We start from the raw sequence: 17,369 nt of genomic DNA, 5'->3' as shown, positions 1-17,369 counted from the left end.
ATTTCTCAGATGACAAGGATTTCCCTAGCGAAAGTGTTTGCATATTGGCATAATAAGATGTATAATGAATAAGCGTATGTTAGTACGTAGGAAAGGAAGTTTGAATGGAAATAACAAATTTTAACGAATTGGCAGTAAAAGAAGAAATAACAAGAGCGATTGCAGATTTAGGATACGAACAACCGTCACCAATTCAGGCAAAAGCGATACCAGTAGTGCTAGAGGGATATGATGTAATAGGTCAGGCGCAGACTGGTACAGGAAAGACAGCAGCATTTTCTATACCGCTGTTGGAAAAGATAGATCCAAGCGACAAGAGATTACAGGCGATAGTGTTATGCCCTACTAGAGAACTAGCTATACAGGTGTCAGAAGAGGTGAGGAAGTTAGCAAAATACCTACATGGTGTTAAGACTCTTCCAATATACGGTGGACAACCAATAGATAGACAGATTAAAGCATTAAAGGGCGGAGTACAGGTAATAATAGGTACTCCTGGTAGAGTAATAGACCATATTAACAGAAAAACTCTTAAGCCATCTACAGTAAAGATGGTCGTAATGGACGAGGCAGACGAAATGTTGGATATGGGCTTTAGGGAAGATATTGAAACTATCCTAAGCTCAACACCACAAGAAAGACAGACAAGTTTATTCTCAGCTACTATGCCTAAGGCTATACTTGAACTAACTCAGAAATACCAAAAGGAGCCAGTTCATATAAAGGTAGTTAGAAAGGAACTTACAGTAAACAATATCAAGCAGTTCTATATCGAAACTAGGAAGTCAAACAAGCTAGAAGTACTTACAAGGCTGATAGATGTTTACAATCCAAAGCTTACAGTAGTATTTACAAATACTAAAAAGGGAGCTGATGAACTAGTTTCTGACCTACAGGCTAGGGGTTATGGTGCAGACTCACTACACGGAGACCTAAAGCAGGTACAAAGAGATATAGTAATGGACAAGTTCAGGCATGGAACAATAGATATCCTAGTTGCCACAGATGTAGCAGCAAGAGGTATTGACGTTGATGATGTCGAATGTGTAATTAACTACGAGCTACCACAGGACGAAGAATACTATGTACATAGAATCGGAAGAACTGGTAGAGCTGGTAGGGATGGTATAGCATTCTCATTTGTTTTCGGTAGAGAGATGAGAAAGCTAAAGGATATTGAAAGATATACAAAGTCTAAGGTTATGAAGCATTCAATACCTACAGTTAATGATGTAGAGCAGAAAAAGATTGGTCAGTTCTTCTCAGATATTAAAGAAACACTAGAAGAAGGCAATTTCTCAAAACAGCTACAGTGGGTTGAAGATTTCTTGAATGAAGAAGACTATTCTCTAATAGACATATGTGCTGCTATGCTAAAAAATAGCTTGGGTGCAGATGAAAAGGAAGAGATAAAGGAAGAATCTTACTATGATTCAAGAAGAAACAAGAATGGTGGAAGAAACGGTGGACCTAGAAGAAATGATGAAAATATGACTAGGTTATTCTTAAACGTTGGTAGAAACCAAAAGATTCAGGCCAAGGATATACTAGGTGCTATAGCTGGTGAAACAGGTATTAACTCTAAGTATATAGGAACGATAGATATCTATGACAAGTACACATTTGTAGATGTTGACCAGAATAAGGCTAAGATGGTAATTGAAAAGATGAAGTCTAGAAAAATAAGAGGCAACAAGCTGAATATAGAAAGAGCTAATGTGAACAAAAGAAGACGTTTTAGCAAGTAGATTCTATTAAAAGTAAATATTAAAATTAACAGTACTGGAAACCCGGTACTGTTTTTTATGTTATATTATTTGAATGCTAGCATATGACAATTTTTTATAATATAGGTAGAACATAAAAAGAGAATGGGAAAAACCCATCCTCTTATATATAATTCTATTAATATCCTCTTGTTCCGGAAGATCTTGTACCGTAATTTGACCTAGTACCATATGCACCACCTGTAGCACCGCCAGTATCATATGAACCGCCCGTAGCACCGCCCGTAGCACCGCCAGTACCATATGCACCGCCCGTAGCACCACCAATTCCTGCACGAGGATTCTGGTTAGGGTTTGTTACTTTTGGCTTCTTAGGTAATACCGGTGTATAACTATACCTATCTGGTGCTGTACCATCTATAAAGGCAGCCAATACACCATATGAAGTCTTACCACCATCTGTAGGGCTGACCATAGTCATATAGACCTTGTCAGGCTTAACGAATGTCTTGTATTCTAGGTTCTGGTGAACCCTGTTCATTATTCTTCCCCATAGCTTGGCAGATGACATTGATCCACCACCCTCGATAGTTCTTCTTGGAACAGAGGAACCGTCTGAGTTTTTGATACCAGCGTCGTCTCCTATGTATGTAGAACCTACATAGTATGGAGTATATCCGACAAACCATGTATCCAAGTAGCTATTTGTAGAACCTGTCTTACCAGCTACTGGTATTCCAGAGTTAAGGGAAGCATTATTACCGATACCTTCTTTTACAACAGCTGTTAACATATCTGTCATAACATAGGCTACTTCAGGATCGACAACCTTATGTGTCTGTGGTGTGTTTTTGATTATTAACTCACCGTTGAATGATGTTACTGTAGTAAATACTTCTGGTTCAACATAGGTACCACCATTTGCTAGGGTACCAAAGGCTGATGCCATCTGAAGTGGGCTGACACCCTTTGTAAGACCTCCAAGTACTAATGAGTTGAAGTGCCTATCCGATCTTTGCATACCGGCCTTATTTTCTTCCTTGAAGTCTAGTATTGATGTTATACCGAAGTTTCTTAGGTAGTCCATCATGACGTCTATACAGTCATCATATGTAGGTCCTAATAATTCTCCAGTCTTGTAAGCTATAGTATTTGATGATAGAGCAAGAGCATGTCTCAAACTCATTGATCCATAACCATTTGTAGTAGTTTCTGGATTGTCTGCCCTATTTTCCTTGAACCTATATCCACCTCTTGAATCAGATACTAGGGTAGACTGAGTTACCTTTTGAGTATCTATAGCAGGTGTATATACTGATAAAGGCTTGATAGTAGATCCTGGCTGGTACGGTGTAATAGCACGGTTTAGGGTCTTCCTAGCCTTTATATTTCTACCACCTATTAATCCCTTTATATTACCTGTTCTGTAGTCTATTATTACTGATGCAGACTGTGGCTGGCTTAGTCCATTTGCAGCAACAGTATCGTTAGGGAAGTTTGAATTATTTTCGTATTCCTTTTCGATGGACTTTTGTATCTTAGGATCTATAGTAGTGTTTATAATCAAACCACCATTATAGTACATATTTCTTGCTTCTTCTTCTGTTTTACCCTGTTCCATCAAGGCGCTAACTACGTCGTATTCGACCAAACTCTCAACTGAGTTGGCAACCTCTTCCTTAGAGTCTGGAAACTGGATGTTTATCTTTTCATTGACAGCTGCTACATATTGCTTGTCAGTGATTACACCTAGTTGCTTCATCTTAGCAAGTACGACCTGCTGTCGAACCTTGGCATCTGGGTTGCTGATGGCCTTACGAACTAGCAAGTCACCACTTTTTAGCTGCTTGTATGTATCCTCATCTACAAGGTCCCATTCGTATAGCTTTTCGTACATATCTTTTTCTGTTTTGTTGGCAGCTGCAAGTCCTTCAGTTGCAAGGAAGAACAATAACTTGTGGTTAAGGTCTGCCTTTGATTCATCACCTGATATTCTAGATGTAATATAAGGTGCATACTTAGACGGGTTACGAGTTACACCAGCTAGCATTGCGGCTTCACCAAGACTAAGTTCGTTGGCATGTTTGTTAAAATATCCCAATGAACCAGCTTCTGCACCGCATAAGCCCTTACCAACGAAGTAGTTGTTAAGGTATGTTTCAAGTATCTTGTCTTTGTTTACAGTCTTGGACATTTCAAGGGCATAGTAGATATCCTTGATCTTACGGCTATATGTCTGGTCACTACTTGTAAGCAGTGTTTTAGATACCTGCATAGGAACAGTAGAACCACCCTGTCTGCTACCAGTTAGGGTCTTTACAATAGATCTAGCTAGTCCCCAATAATCGACACCGCTGTGTGAGTAGAAACGCTCATCTTCTATCGAGACGATGGCTTTTCTAAGGTATGGTGACATATCGCTTAGTGGAACTGGGGTCTTCTTGTACAGCGTAGGTGCTGTAGAAAGAGTTTCTCCATTTGCATATTTAATTGTAGTAGTTTGGTGAGTCAACTTGTCAAGCAAGTTCTCATTTACAGGTTTTACATCCTTAAGTGAAGCGAATATAAAACCTAAGCCTGCTGCAAATGCTATGATAAAAGCAGCTACAACACCACCTATTATTTTCTTTCTTCTCTTTATTTTCAACTTTCTTTTTAAAGAATTTGATGCATTTTTTGATCTCGTTTTCTTGTTTGTGTTTGGTTTTCTATCTCTTCCTGCTGATCCAGATGCACTAACTGATCTTGTTTTTGAAGCAGGGTTTGATGAAGAGGATCTTCTTTGATTTGAAGACTTGCTCTTTCCTCTCTCTGAAGGTAGGATCAGGTCCTCATCTCCAGAACCAGTTTTCTTTGAAGAATCGGGTCTTTTTGATGAGACAGTTTTTCTTCTGATTTTATTTTTATCTTCAGGGTTATCTTTTTTCATGTTCATAAACCTCCTTACTATCACTAATTATACTTGAAATATAGTGAATTTACAATAATTTTGCTTGAATAAATGGCTAAATAATAATAATATATAATAAGTAGATAATGTGAAAAATTGAATTTTATAAAGATATTTTTAGGAGGAAATGAATGCTAGTAGTTGAAAATGTGAGTCATGGTTTTGGATCGAGAACCATATTAGAAGATGTATCCTTCAGGATACGTAAGGGAGAACATATAGCCTTGGTTGGACCAAACGGAGAGGGTAAATCAAGCTTTTTAAATATAATTACTATGAAGTTGGTACCAGATGCGGGTAATATAAAGTGGTCAAACAGGGTAACTGTAGGCTATCTTGACCAGCATACAGTCCTTGCCAAGGGTAACACAATTAGGGATATCCTAAGAGATGCCTTTAAGCATATGTACGAACTTGAATCCGAGATGCTTGCTATATATGACAAGATGGGCGATGCCACAGATGAAGAGATGGCCAAGTATATGGAAGATACAGCAGATATCCAGACACTACTTGAGAATTCTGGTTTTTATACTATAGATGCAAAGATTCAAGAGGTAGCCAATGGTCTAGGTCTTGGAGAAATCGGCTTAGACAGGGATGTTGAAGACCTATCAGGTGGACAGAGAACAAAGGTACTTCTTACAAAGTTATTACTTGAAAACCCCACAATTCTAGTCCTTGACGAGCCTACCAACTTCCTAGATGAGGACCATATTACATGGCTTACTAGGTATCTTCAGGAATATGAAAACTCCTTTGTCCTAGTATCCCACGATATACCTTTTATCAATGATACTTGTAATGTAATCTACCACCTGGAAAATGGTGAGCTAAACAGGTACAAGGGTAACTATGACGAGTTTGTGAGATTAAATGAAATAAAGAAGCGTCAGGAAGAGCAGGCCTATGAAAAGCAGGTAGAGGAAAGAAAGAAGCTAGAAGACTTTATAGCTAGGAACAAGGCCAGGGTAGCAACTCGTGGAATGGCGAACTCCAGACAAAAGCAATTAGACAAGATGGAAATATTGGAAAGACCAAGGGAAAAGATAAAGCCTACTTTTGATTTTAAAAATGCCAGGACATCAGGCAAGGTTGTGTTCGAGACAAGTGACTTGGTTTTAGGATATAATGAGCCTCTTACAAAACCATTAAACTTTAGGTTGGAAAGAGGAAACAAGATAGCCTTAAAGGGGATGAATGGTATAGGTAAATCTACTCTTTTAAAGACCTTGTTGGGGATTGTAAAACCATTTGACGGTCGAGTGAAATTAGGTGATTATCTAGAAGTGGGATACTTTGAACAGGAGTCATCACATGAAAATACCAATACAGCACTTGACGAAGTATGGAACGAGTATCCAGGTTTGGACAATATAGATGTCAGAAGGGCACTTGCCAGGTGTGGTCTGACAAATGACCATATAACGAGTCAGATGAGGGTTTTATCAGGTGGAGAAGCAGCTAAGGTAAGATTATGCAAGATAATGCTAAAGGATATTAATTTCTTGGTTTTGGACGAGCCTACTAACCATCTGGATGTAGAGGCAAAGGACGAATTGAAAAAGGCAATAAAGGAATTTAAAGGGACAGTCCTATTAGTAAGCCATGAACCCGAATTTTATAATGACGTGGTAAATGATGTTTGGAATATAGAAGATTTTACCACAAAAATTGTCTAGTGCAATATGAGAGAAATTGTAGACAATTGTAGGGGGGTATGGTCACTTTCTTATAAATTATAATATTAAAATAGTAGCCGAGTATACACTCAGCTACTATTTATTATGTTGCAAATTAATGATAGTTTTTCTTGTTTTTTATTATATTTTTACATTCTTTGTATGATATAAAGATAGAAAATAGTATTATAAATAGAAATATGGCGAATACTATTTTTTTATCCATAAGATTATTTTTGTACATATTAGAAACTGCAATTAGTCCAGTAAGTGGTATAAACATAGCAGGAAATAGATTTTTCTTTAGGAGTTTGTAGTCCTCTAAAGACAAGTTCGCCTTGCTACCTTTTTCTATTAAAAATAATAGCCAATTAAGTACCACAATAAAGCTAAAAAAAACTATGAAAGTAATCATATACTCTGAATAGAGGTATAGGGATACTGAAGTGATGGCAGAACATATGTGCAGGTGGATTGCTATTGTTTTAAATTCACAGGGGTCTTTGAGTTCAAATCTAAATGCCAGTATAATCATGCCAAGAACTCCTATAATAGCTGCATAGGCTATGTTCTCTGATGAAAATTTCATATCGACATGTTTAGCAAGACCTGAAAATAAAAACATCAGTGTAAAAAGATATAGAAAAAAAGTATTTTTTTTGTTTTCATTGGATAAGTTTGTATTCATTTTATATCCTTTCCATAATCTATTATTTAATGAATATGGTATCCTCAGTAAAGCAAAGACATGAGGATACCATATGATAGTGTTTATAATCTAGGGAAACTTAGTAGAATATAAGCATATGTACATTGTTTATAGGTCTGTAATATACTTTTGTTTTTACATTGGCAGCCCCATCTTTAACCAATCTTTTCCTAGCAGATTTAAGTACACTAAGGGATCTTTCTACAGTTTTATACTCAAAACCAGGTAAAGTATTTACTAAGTTGTAAATATTTATTAATGTATAAGCTGCGAATCCAGGCGGTGTTGCCACAAGAAGTTCAGAAGCTATTCCAGCAAAGGTAACATATGGATCCCTTCTATTGACCTTATCTAATATAGCCTGATTGTATCTAATAGCAGCGTCTATCTGAGATACGCGAGTAAACTTAGTGACAGTTGTCGTTTTTAGTTGCCAAGCACCTGAAGGACTATCACTTCCTCCAACTCTAGAGGGAGTTATAGCACCTACATCTTCTACATCAGTGACAATGGCATTGCTTGTATTTATTTCATCTGCGTGAGACAAACAAGCATAATTTAATACATTTACTGATAGCATTGTTGCTGCTAATAAAATTGATATTTTTTTGTTCATTCTTGTACCTCAATTGATATTATTAATTATTTAATCGTGATTAGCTATAGCTTAATTTAATTGTATAAAATAAAATGTTGAAAGTCAACTATTTTTTTAATACAATTAATAAAAATTTTTAATACAGAGTTTATTTTATAAAAAAATATAACTTGATAGCTTGAATAGATTGAAAAAACTATAAAATACATTTTATATATTGATGATAAGATAGATGTTTATAGATTATATATAGAAAATATCTATAGAGGAGGATTTTTTTGCTTTATTTATATTTGTTTAAGTAAAGTGAAATATATTTATAAAAGGAGGCATTGTATATACCATTAACCTCCTCTTGTAAATATTATTTTTATTCTTATGCGAATTTATTTTTCTATGTCCCAATCATTGAACCATGAATCGTCAAGTTTAGCCAATTGAGGTGCAAACTTACTTTCGTCTGCTGTTACTTTATCAGCTTTTTTCTTGTAAGTATTTACTGTAGCTGTTGACTTGGCAACTGGCTGGATTGTTCCTGTTCCAGCAACACATCCTCCTGGACATGCCATTCCTTCTAGTAGGTATCCATTTCTCTTACCTGCCTTGGCTAGCATTAGCATCTTTTTACAGTCTTTTAGGCCATCAGCGCTATCTATAGGTACTTCCATATCAGGGTGTTCTTTCTTGATTACGTCAAGTACTGCATTGGCAACCCCACCTGATACCGCAAATCCACGTCCAGCTCCTGTTCCGTAGTTTACTTCCTTATCTGGAACCATTTCTTCTAGGTTGATACCCTTAGCTTCAAACATACCCATTACTTCTTCAAATGTAAGTACGTAATCAACGTGGCTCTTTACTGATTTTCTAGTTGCTTCAGATTTCTTGGCAACACATGGTCCTATAAATACAACCTTTGAGTCTGGATGGGCCTGTTTTATAAACCTAGCTGACAATACCATTGGAGTCATTGCCATTGATATATTTTCCTTGAACTCAGGGAACTGCTTTTTGGCCATTACTGACCAAGCTGGACAGCACGATGTAGCCATAAAGTCTAGTTTTTCAGGAACCTTTGATAAGAAGTCTTCTGCTTCTTCTATAGTACATAGGTCTGCACCTATAGCAACTTCAACAACATCAAAGAATCCAAGTTCTATCATGGCAACTCTTAACTTTTCAGGTGTAACTTTAGGTCCGAACTGACCTGCAAAAGCTGGAGCTATTTCTGCTATTACCTTGCTTCCTGATTTCATTTCCTTGATTAGTTGGTAAATCTGTGTCTTATCAGATATTGCACCGAATGGACAGGAAGACATACAAAGTCCACATGATACACACTTGTCATAGTCTATTTTTGCTCTTCCGTACTTGTCTGATGTTATGGCATCCATACCACAAGCATTAGCACAAGGTCTTTCAAGCTTTGCTATGGCCCCATATGGACAGGAAGACTTACATCTGCCACACTTGATACATTTTTCCTGATCTATAAATGACTTGCCGTTTACCATGGAAATAGCATTTTTTGGACAGACCTCTACACATGGACGTGCTAGACATCCACGACATGTGTTAGTTGTAAAAAATTCATTGTCTGGACATGAATTACATGCAAACTTGATTATATTTACAAATGGCGCCTTGTATATATTATTGTTAACTGTTTCTTCAGTAATCCCTGTTGAAAGGGCAGCGTGTTCGTTGATTTTTCTAAGCGGTAGACCCATAGCAAGTCTTATACGTTCTCCAACGATTGCTCTTTCCAAGAATATACTTTCTCTGTGCGTTGCGATTTCACCAGGTATTATCTGGTAAGGTATCTGTTCAAGCTTACTGAAATCATGGATATCTTCGTATGCAAATTTTGCAACTTCAGTGAAGACATCACGTCTAACCTTGTTAATAGCTGTGTAAATGCCTTTAAAACTCATAGTAGTACTCCTTAATAAAAAATAGTAATTAGTATATACATTTTAGTAATATTAGTTAAAAACAAATTTTATCAACGAAACATAGGTATTAGCCCTGCCAACAAAAGACAAAAATAAAGATTGGCAAAAACTTGACTATATGTTAATATTTTGTACAAAAATTTGTCTTCTTGTATAGAGAAAGTATAACATATTATCTCTTGGAAATAAATAGAAAAAAGAAATTATCCATGATAAAATTTAAGTATATATATTATTGATACCGAGTCTTATAAGTATTTAAAATACTAGCATATAGGCAAAATAAACTATTCAGAATATTATATCAATTTAGTGTTTTTATACTAGCAGTTAGGGACTAAAATACCAAGTGTATTTTCAATTGAGCAAGGTTTGATTGATGTTTTTACGAAGATTAATATAGACAAAAAAATATTTTTTGAAATTAGGACCTTAATTAGTTGCAAAAAAACTTTTTTTAGTATATAATTTTTGGTAATCAGCTAATAAAGTTTAGTTGATTATCAAAAATAAATAAGTATATGCTGTGAAGAAGAGGAGTAGGTATAAGGATGTTTACAGAGAGAGGACTAGGGGTGCAAGGTCCTTAACTGAATGTATCGAAGGTAGCTTTGGAGCATACTTTGTTAATGTTGACGTGAATTTTAGAGATTTGCCTAGTCGATGATCTAGGAAATTTGTATAGTTATTATTGTCGACGGTTTATCTAGTCAATTTAGCAGGGTACGGTTTATCCACGTTAAGGATATTGAGTGCCGAGAAATTTTCTCGGAATTAAGGTGGTAACGCGAGCTTTTCGTCCTTTTTAGGATGAAGGGCATTTTTTATTTTCAGGAATTATATTTATTGTTAACAGATTGTAAGGAGGTTAATTATGGAGAATTTACCAAAGAATTATGATCCCAAGGATTTTGAATCTAGGATCTACCAGGACTGGCAGGACAAGGGTTGTTTCAAGTCAAGTGTCAACAAGGACAAGAAGCCATTTACTATAGTGATGCCGCCACCAAATATCACAGGTCAGCTACACATGGGTCATGCCTTAGATGATACACTACAGGATACTCTTATCAGGTGGAAGAGGATGGATGGTTTTGAATCCCTATGGATACCGGGCACAGACCATGCATCTATAGCTACAGAGGTAAAGGTAGTAGACAGGATCAAGAAGGAAACAGGCAAGTCTAAGTACGAGTTCGGAAGACAGGAATTCCTAAAGGAAGCCTGGAAGTGGAAGGACGAATTCGGTGGCAAGATAGTAAACCAGGTAAAGAAGCTTGGTGCATCTTGTGACTGGGATAGGGAAAGATTTACAATGGACGAGGGATGTAATAGGGCAGTAACTAAGTTCTTTGTAAAGTTATATGAAGAAGGTCATATCTATAGGGGTAACAGGATTATAAACTGGTGTCCATCATGCAAGACTACACTTTCTGATGCAGAGGTTGAACATGAGGACCAGGAAGGTAATTTCTGGCATATAAAGTACCCAATCAAGGATTCTGATGAGTTCCTAGAAATAGCAACTACTAGACCGGAGACTTTATTAGGTGACTCAGGTGTAGCGGTTCATCCAGAAGATGAGAGATACACTCACTTAGTTGGAAAGATTGCAGTTTTACCGCTTATAGGAAGAGAGCTTCCTATAGTTGCCGACGAATATGTAGACAAGGAATTTGGAACAGGTGCAGTTAAGATGACTCCAGCCCATGACCCTAATGACTTTGAGGTTGGTAAGAGACATGGACTAGAAGAAATAAACGTAATGAATGATGATGCCACAATGAATGACCTAGCTGGTAAGTATGTTGGCATGGATAGGTACGAATGCAGAAAAGCCCTAGTTGCAGACCTTGATGAGGCAGGCTACCTAATAGGTATCAAAAAGCACGACCATGCTGTTGGTACTTGCTACAGATGTCATACAACAATAGAGCCTAGACTATCACTACAGTGGTTTGTAAAGATGGATGAGCTTGCCAAGCCAGCAATAGAAATACTAAAGAACAAGGAACTAAAGTTTGTTCCAGAAAAGTTTGACAAGACTTACCTACAGTGGTTAGAAAATATAAGAGACTGGTGTGTTTCTAGACAGTTATGGTGGGGGCACCAAATACCTGCCTACTATTGCCAGGATTGTGGTGAATTGATAGTTGCAGAAGAGGCACCACATGAGTGTCCAAAGTGTCATTCAAACAATATCAAGCAGGATGAAGACGTCCTAGATACTTGGTTCTCATCAGGACTATGGCCATTTGAGACACTAGGTTGGCCAGAAAAGAGTGAAGAGCTAGACTACTACTTCCCAACAAGTGTACTTGTAACAGGATATGACATCATATTCTTCTGGGTAGTAAGGATGGCATTTTCTTCAATGTTCTGTATGAATGACAAGCCATTTGAACACGTCCTAATCCACGGTCTAGTAAGGGATTCAGAGGGTAGGAAGATGTCCAAGTCACTGGGCAATGGTATAGACCCACTTGAGATAATAGACCAATTTGGTGCAGACGCCCTAAGATTTACCCTAATAACAGGTAACTCACCAGGTAACGATATGAGATTCTATATGGAGAGAGTTGAGTTTGCTAGAAACTTCAACAACAAACTATGGAATGCATCTAGGTTTGTATTTATGAATCTTGAAGATGAAAGCCTACTTGATGGCCTTACAAGAGAGGCAGTTGAAAAAGACTTGACACTTGCTGACAAGTGGATCATATCAAGAGCTAATAGGATAGTAGACGAAGTGAATACTAATATGGACAAGTTTGAGCTAGGAATAGCCCTACAGAAGTCATATGAATTTACTTGGTCAGAATACTGTGACTGGTATATAGAAATAGTAAAACCTAGACTATATGGAGATGATAGAGATGCTAAGAGGGCAGCCCTATACACATTGACATATGTTCTAGAAAAGATATTAAAGCTACTTCATCCATTTATACCATTTATAACAGAAGAAATCTACTCATACCTACCAACAGTTGAGGGCCTAATCATCACAGCTGACTACCCTCACTACGATGAAGCTGACAATATGCAGGTAGAAGAAGAAAAGATGGACCTAATAATGGAGGCTATAAGGAAGGTAAGAAATGTCAGAACAGAGATGAATGTTCCACCTTCAAAGAAGGCTAAAATATTAATAGTACCAACTGATGAAAAGATTGATGCTATGGAAGACGGTAAGGACTACTTTAAGTCACTGGCATCTGCCTCAGAAGTTGAAATACAGAAAGACAAGTCTGGAATTCCTGAAGATGCAGTATCTGTAGTTATAGACGGAGTTGAGCTGTTTATACCACTTGATGAACTAGTAGACTTTGAAAAAGAGAAGGAAAGACTAGAGAAAGAAAAGAAAAAAGCTATTTCTGAAATCAAAAGAGTTGAAGGTAAGCTAAACAATCCTGGATTTATGAACAAGGCACCTGAAAAACTTGTTGAAGAAGAAAAGGCTAAGAAGGAAAAGTTTGAGGAAATACTTAAAACAATAGAAGAAAGACTGGCTAAGCTTAAATAATATAGGACTATCAATTTAAGTGTAATCTACATATTGATTTAAAGATACACCCATATTAACTAAAGTACAGTTTTTTAATTAGACATAGTCTAATAATAGCTAATATACTAAAGGACGACACTTATGTCGTCCTTTTATAATATGTGAAAATTAAACAAGATGGTGTTGTACTTCACAAAAAAACATATTATAATATAATTTGTATAAATATGAAAAATGTAATTATATGTTGTTGTTAAAAAATGGGGTGAAGAGGAATGAAAAAAGTAGATATCTATGAAGAATTAAAGAAAAGAATAGTTAAAAATGAGTATAAACCAGGACAGGTACTGAATGAAATAGAAATATCTAAGGAATTCGATATTTCAAGAACACCTGTAAGGAGTGCTTTTCAGAGACTAGAGATGGATATGCTCCTAAAGATTGTACCTAGATATGGAGTACAGGTATCCTTTATTGATTTTACAAATATGAGGTCCTTGTTTGATCTTACTAGGGTACTGGATCCTATGGCTACAAGAGAAGCTGTGTCTAGAATAAGTAAGATGGACATTGAAAGACTTAAGTTCATAACTGGTGAACTTGAAAAATTGGCCGCTGACGATGACTATCAAAAGGCCATTGACCTTGATGAAGAGTTCCACACAATAGTAATCGATGCTTGTGGAAATCCATGGTTAAAATCTTTGCTTGGTTCATTACACATACATACTGAGAGGCTATGGCATTACTGTAATGAATACTTTACTGATGTTACTATTTTCATTAGGACATTTAGTAAAATTGTAGAGGCTATGGAAGAGGGTGATGAAGACAAGGCAGAGAGATATTCTAGAGAACATATAGATGATTTTGTCTCTAGGGTAAAAGATGCTCTTTTCTAAAAAAATAATATTCAGTATTTACTAAATTCTAGGAAAAATATTGAAATTAGTCATTAAATGGAGTAGTATTATAATTGGGAAAACAATTACTCTTTAATTAATAAATTAAGGAATATCAATTAAAAAATTTATCATTCAGGAGGAAAACACATGAATAATTTAAGCAACCTTGAACCAAAGGAAGTATTTAAGTGGTTTTATGAATTGAATCAGCATCCAAGAAGTTCAGGAAAAGAAAAAGAAGTAAGTGACTTCTTAGTAAAATTCGCCAAGGATAGAAATCTTGAAGTTTACCAGGATGAGATATTAAATGTAATAATAAAGAAGCCTGGAACACCAGGTTATGAAAACTCACAGACTCTAATAATCCAGGGACATATGGATATGGTATGTGTAAAGGCTGACGGTTCTGACCACAACTTTGACACTGATCCGATTGAAATGGTAATAGATGGAGATAGAATAAGAGCCAATAATACAACTCTAGGTGGAGATGATGGTATAGCAGTAGCATATGGACTAGCTATACTTGATGCAGATGATATTCCACATCCACCAATCGAGTTATTGATAACAACTAACGAAGAAACAGGTATGGATGGGGCTATGGCTCTTACAGCTGACCACCTAAGTGGAACAAGACTACTTAACCTAGATACAGAAGAAGAGGGAATATTCCTTGTATCTTGTTCAGGTGGATCAAATATAGAATGTACTATAGATGTAGCTAAGGAAGCTAGTTCATCTGAAGCATACGAAATAGTATTATCAGGTCTTAAGGGTGGACACTCAGGATCTGAAATTGACTGCCAGAGAGGTAATGCTATAAAGATGCTTACAAGAATTTTGGCCAGTGTTAAGGCTGAGATAAAGCTTGCTTCAATAGAGGGTGGCATCAAGCACAATGCTGTACCAAGCTATGCAAAGGCTGTCATAGTAACTGACAAGTTCTCTGCTATTGAAGATACTATAAAATCAATGGTAGCCGACCTAACAGAAGAATACAGGGTTGAAGAACCAGACTTTAAGGCTCTTGTTAATAAGGTAGAAGTAAAAGAGTCTTACACTAAGGAAGTATCTGACAAGATAATCAACTTCCTAATGATCCTTCCAGATGGAGTACAGTATATGTCTAAGGATATAGAAGGTCTAGTACAGACTTCTCTAAATAACGCTATAATAGCAGAAAAAGATGGAAAGATTGTTCTTACAACTTCTGTTCGTTCAGCAGCTACTAGCTCACTTAGAGAAATACTAGATAGAATAAACACTCTTGGTGAAGTTATGGGTGTTAAGACTAGAGAGTATGCAGCTTACCCAGCTTGGCAGTTTGATGCTAACTCTGAATTAAGAGATATAGCAATAGAAACTTACAAGGCTCAGTATGGCCAAGAACCAGAAGTAAGTTCAATCCATGCAGGACTTGAGTGTGGTCTTCTAAAGGGAATACTACCAAACTGCGATATGCTAAGCTACGGACCAGACATTACAGATGCCCATACACCACTTGAATCAATGGGTATTGAATCAGTTGAAAGAGTTTGGAAATTCACTAAATCATTATTAGCTAACTTAAAATAGTAGTATTTAATGTATAATCAGAATACTATAATCAAATACACAATTACAATAGTATTGCAATAAAGTTTATTATAATAGGTCATCCCGTGTTTAATGGGGTGGCCTTTTGTAGTATAATTAGTAATATAGATTAAGGATAAGGAGCAAATAATGAATTACGAACAAGCATTAGCATACATACATAAGATAGATAGGTTTGGCATGGTACTTGGTCTAGATACCATCAGGGAACTACTTAAAAGGCTGGGAAATCCCCAGGATGACTTGAAAATTATACACGTAGCTGGGACCAATGGTAAGGGATCTACTTCGTCATTTATAGCGAGCTCATTAATCGAGAGTGGATATAAGATAGGTCTGTACACATCTCCATTTTTAGAACGATTTAATGAGAGGATAAAGGTAGATGGTATAGATATAGGTGACCAAGACCTTGCAGACACAGTTGAAATTGTAAGGGACAAGATAGAGACTATGGTCAGTGATGGACTAAACCATCCTACAGAATTTGAAGTTGTCACAGCCGTTGCATTTTACTATTTCAAAAAGGTAAATGTAGACCTTGTAGTACTGGAAGTAGGACTAGGAGGTAGGTATGATGCCACAAATGTAATAGACAAGTCTCTTGTGAGTGTAATTGCGTCAATAAGTAAGGACCATACCAAGGTTCTTGGAGACGATATAGAAAAGATAGCTTGGGAGAAGGCTGGTATTATAAAAGAAGGTGGCCATGTAATACTATACGGTCAGGACAAGCTAGTGGAGGATGTAATAAAAAAAGTTGCTAGTGAAAATAATGCTGACATATTGGTTACTGATAACGAGTCTATAGTTATTAGCAAGTATAACCTAAATAACCAGGTATTTACTTGTAGGGTTGGAGCTAGGACGTATGAGGATATAAAGATCAGGATGGTAGGTGAATACCAGTCTAGAAATGCCCTTTTGGCCATTAACGTATTAGTATATCTCAAGGACAAGCTTGGCTTTGACAAGATAAATGATGAAACTATATATGAGGGTCTCCTAAAAACTAAGTGGCCAGCAAGATTTGAGGTAGTAAGCGAGAGACCTCTTTATATATTAGATGGAGGCCACAATCTAGATGGAGCCAAGGCCCTAGCAAAAGAAATGGATAGACAGTTTGATGATAGCTGGGAAAAAACCTTAGTTCTAGGTATATTGGCTGACAAGGATGTTGACTCTATGGTCAAGCTCCTAGCGCCTAAGTTTGACCACATAATATTGACCCTACCAGACAACTCTAGGGCTATGGACCTAGAAGAGCTTGCATATAGGGTTGGTATGTATTGTGATGACATAATCTGTATAGAGAACAGTGAGGATGCTGTCAAGTACTCGCTTGACCTACAAAAAAAGATTAAAGAAGAGAGAAATAGTGCCAGCAAGGTCAAGAATAAAAAGACATCTTCTAAGAAGGCTAAAAAGGTGGACAAAAGCAAGGAACCTACGCTTGCGAAGAAAAACAATCTAGTTATTGGAGCAGGTTCACTCTTTCTGGTTGGTTCTATGAGGGCTGTTTTAAGGAAAGTTCAATTTTAGGTATGATGTCTGTTAGTAGTAATACCTCTAAAATATAAAAAACTAAATGCATTTCTAAATAAATACTCCTGTTACTGTATAAGCGGTAAGGGAGTATTTTTTTATAAAATATGACAAATGTAATTTATTTTTGTGACTGAGGTGACTTAAAGTATGCTTGTTAGCTTGTTAAAATATAATTATAAAGATTATAT

General features: G+C 36.5%; 10 protein-coding genes and 1 other annotated feature. Of the genes, 6 read left to right on the top strand and 4 right to left on the bottom strand.

All coding sequences use genetic code 11. From position 1 onward, the window contains the following. Positions 1 to 104: 104 nt before the first annotated feature. A complete protein-coding gene (locus HMPREF0631_RS02655; protein ID WP_002843212.1) occupies positions 105 to 1,748 on the top strand; it encodes a DEAD/DEAH box helicase in 1,644 nt (547 codons plus the stop codon). Between the two features lie 157 nt (positions 1,749 to 1,905). Here HMPREF0631_RS02655 and HMPREF0631_RS02650 read toward each other — a convergent pair whose 3' ends face one another. Continuing rightward, complete coding sequence (locus tag HMPREF0631_RS02650) at positions 1,906 to 4,656, bottom strand: transglycosylase domain-containing protein (RefSeq protein ID WP_002843209.1); 2,751 nt, start codon at positions 4,654 to 4,656, stop codon at positions 1,906 to 1,908. Between the two features lie 152 nt (positions 4,657 to 4,808). Between HMPREF0631_RS02650 and HMPREF0631_RS02645 the strand changes: the two genes are divergently transcribed. Then, entirely contained in the window at positions 4,809 to 6,359 is a 1,551-nt protein-coding gene (locus HMPREF0631_RS02645) for an ABC-F family ATP-binding cassette domain-containing protein (protein ID WP_002843282.1), read from the top strand. A 115-nt stretch (positions 6,360 to 6,474) separates the two neighbouring features. On the opposite strand, the gene HMPREF0631_RS02640 is transcribed toward HMPREF0631_RS02645, so the two are convergent. From HMPREF0631_RS02640 to HMPREF0631_RS02630, 3 genes are all read right to left on the bottom strand, one after another. Further along, positions 6,475 to 7,047 carry a hypothetical protein gene (locus HMPREF0631_RS02640; RefSeq protein WP_002843249.1) on the bottom strand — a complete coding sequence of 191 codons (573 nt, stop codon included), beginning with the start codon at positions 7,045 to 7,047 and terminating at the stop codon, positions 6,475 to 6,477. 100 nt (positions 7,048 to 7,147) lie between these two features. Further along, a complete protein-coding gene (locus HMPREF0631_RS02635) occupies positions 7,148 to 7,684 on the bottom strand; it encodes a hypothetical protein (protein WP_002843190.1) in 537 nt (178 codons plus the stop codon). A 368-nt stretch (positions 7,685 to 8,052) separates the two neighbouring features. After that, positions 8,053 to 9,600: a 4Fe-4S dicluster domain-containing protein gene (locus HMPREF0631_RS02630; protein WP_002843191.1), complete on the bottom strand. Its 1,548-nt coding sequence runs from the start codon at positions 9,598 to 9,600 to the stop codon at positions 8,053 to 8,055. 538 nt (positions 9,601 to 10,138) lie between these two features. Further along, positions 10,139 to 10,428 (top strand) — a binding site (T-box leader). Between the two features lie 67 nt (positions 10,429 to 10,495). On the opposite strand from HMPREF0631_RS02630, the gene HMPREF0631_RS02625 reads away from it, so the two are divergent. The 4 genes from HMPREF0631_RS02625 (at position 10,496) to HMPREF0631_RS02610 (ending at position 17,175) form a co-directional block, all read left to right on the top strand. Further along, positions 10,496 to 13,147 carry a valine--tRNA ligase gene (locus tag HMPREF0631_RS02625; protein ID WP_002843210.1) on the top strand — a complete coding sequence of 884 codons (2,652 nt, stop codon included), beginning with the start codon at positions 10,496 to 10,498 and terminating at the stop codon, positions 13,145 to 13,147. 257 nt (positions 13,148 to 13,404) lie between these two features. Further along, a complete protein-coding gene (locus HMPREF0631_RS02620) occupies positions 13,405 to 14,031 on the top strand; it encodes a GntR family transcriptional regulator (protein ID WP_002843254.1) in 627 nt (208 codons plus the stop codon). A gap of 150 nt (positions 14,032 to 14,181) precedes the next feature. Continuing rightward, on the top strand, positions 14,182 to 15,612 hold the full coding sequence (locus HMPREF0631_RS02615; protein WP_002843184.1) for an aminoacyl-histidine dipeptidase: 1,431 nt from the start codon (positions 14,182 to 14,184) through the stop codon (positions 15,610 to 15,612). Between the two features lie 150 nt (positions 15,613 to 15,762). Then, entirely contained in the window at positions 15,763 to 17,175 is a 1,413-nt protein-coding gene (locus HMPREF0631_RS02610) for a bifunctional folylpolyglutamate synthase/dihydrofolate synthase (RefSeq protein ID WP_002843176.1), read from the top strand. Positions 17,176 to 17,369 lie beyond the last annotated feature (194 nt).

The sequence above is a fragment of the Peptostreptococcus anaerobius 653-L genome (genome assembly GCF_000178095.1).
GTDB lineage: Bacteria > Bacillota > Clostridia > Peptostreptococcales > Peptostreptococcaceae > Peptostreptococcus > Peptostreptococcus anaerobius.
Note: the sequence above shows the minus strand (reverse complement) of the source record. Positions and strands in the feature narration are given on the sequence as shown.

Coding starts and splice junctions, on each gene's coding strand:
- HMPREF0631_RS02645 (WP_002843282.1), top strand. CDS start 4,809: ATGCTAGTAGTTGAAAATGTGAGTCATGGTTTTGGATCGAGAACCATA.
- HMPREF0631_RS02635 (WP_002843190.1), bottom strand. CDS start 7,684: ATGAACAAAAAAATATCAATTTTATTAGCAGCAACAATGCTATCAGTA.
- HMPREF0631_RS02615 (WP_002843184.1), top strand. CDS start 14,182: ATGAATAATTTAAGCAACCTTGAACCAAAGGAAGTATTTAAGTGGTTT.
- HMPREF0631_RS02620 (WP_002843254.1), top strand. CDS start 13,405: ATGAAAAAAGTAGATATCTATGAAGAATTAAAGAAAAGAATAGTTAAA.
- HMPREF0631_RS02625 (WP_002843210.1), top strand. CDS start 10,496: ATGGAGAATTTACCAAAGAATTATGATCCCAAGGATTTTGAATCTAGG.
- HMPREF0631_RS02640 (WP_002843249.1), bottom strand. CDS start 7,047: ATGAATACAAACTTATCCAATGAAAACAAAAAAAATACTTTTTTTCTA.
- HMPREF0631_RS02630 (WP_002843191.1), bottom strand. CDS start 9,600: ATGAGTTTTAAAGGCATTTACACAGCTATTAACAAGGTTAGACGTGAT.
- HMPREF0631_RS02655 (WP_002843212.1), top strand. CDS start 105: ATGGAAATAACAAATTTTAACGAATTGGCAGTAAAAGAAGAAATAACA.
- HMPREF0631_RS02650 (WP_002843209.1), bottom strand. CDS start 4,656: ATGAAAAAAGATAACCCTGAAGATAAAAATAAAATCAGAAGAAAAACT.
- HMPREF0631_RS02610 (WP_002843176.1), top strand. CDS start 15,763: ATGAATTACGAACAAGCATTAGCATACATACATAAGATAGATAGGTTT.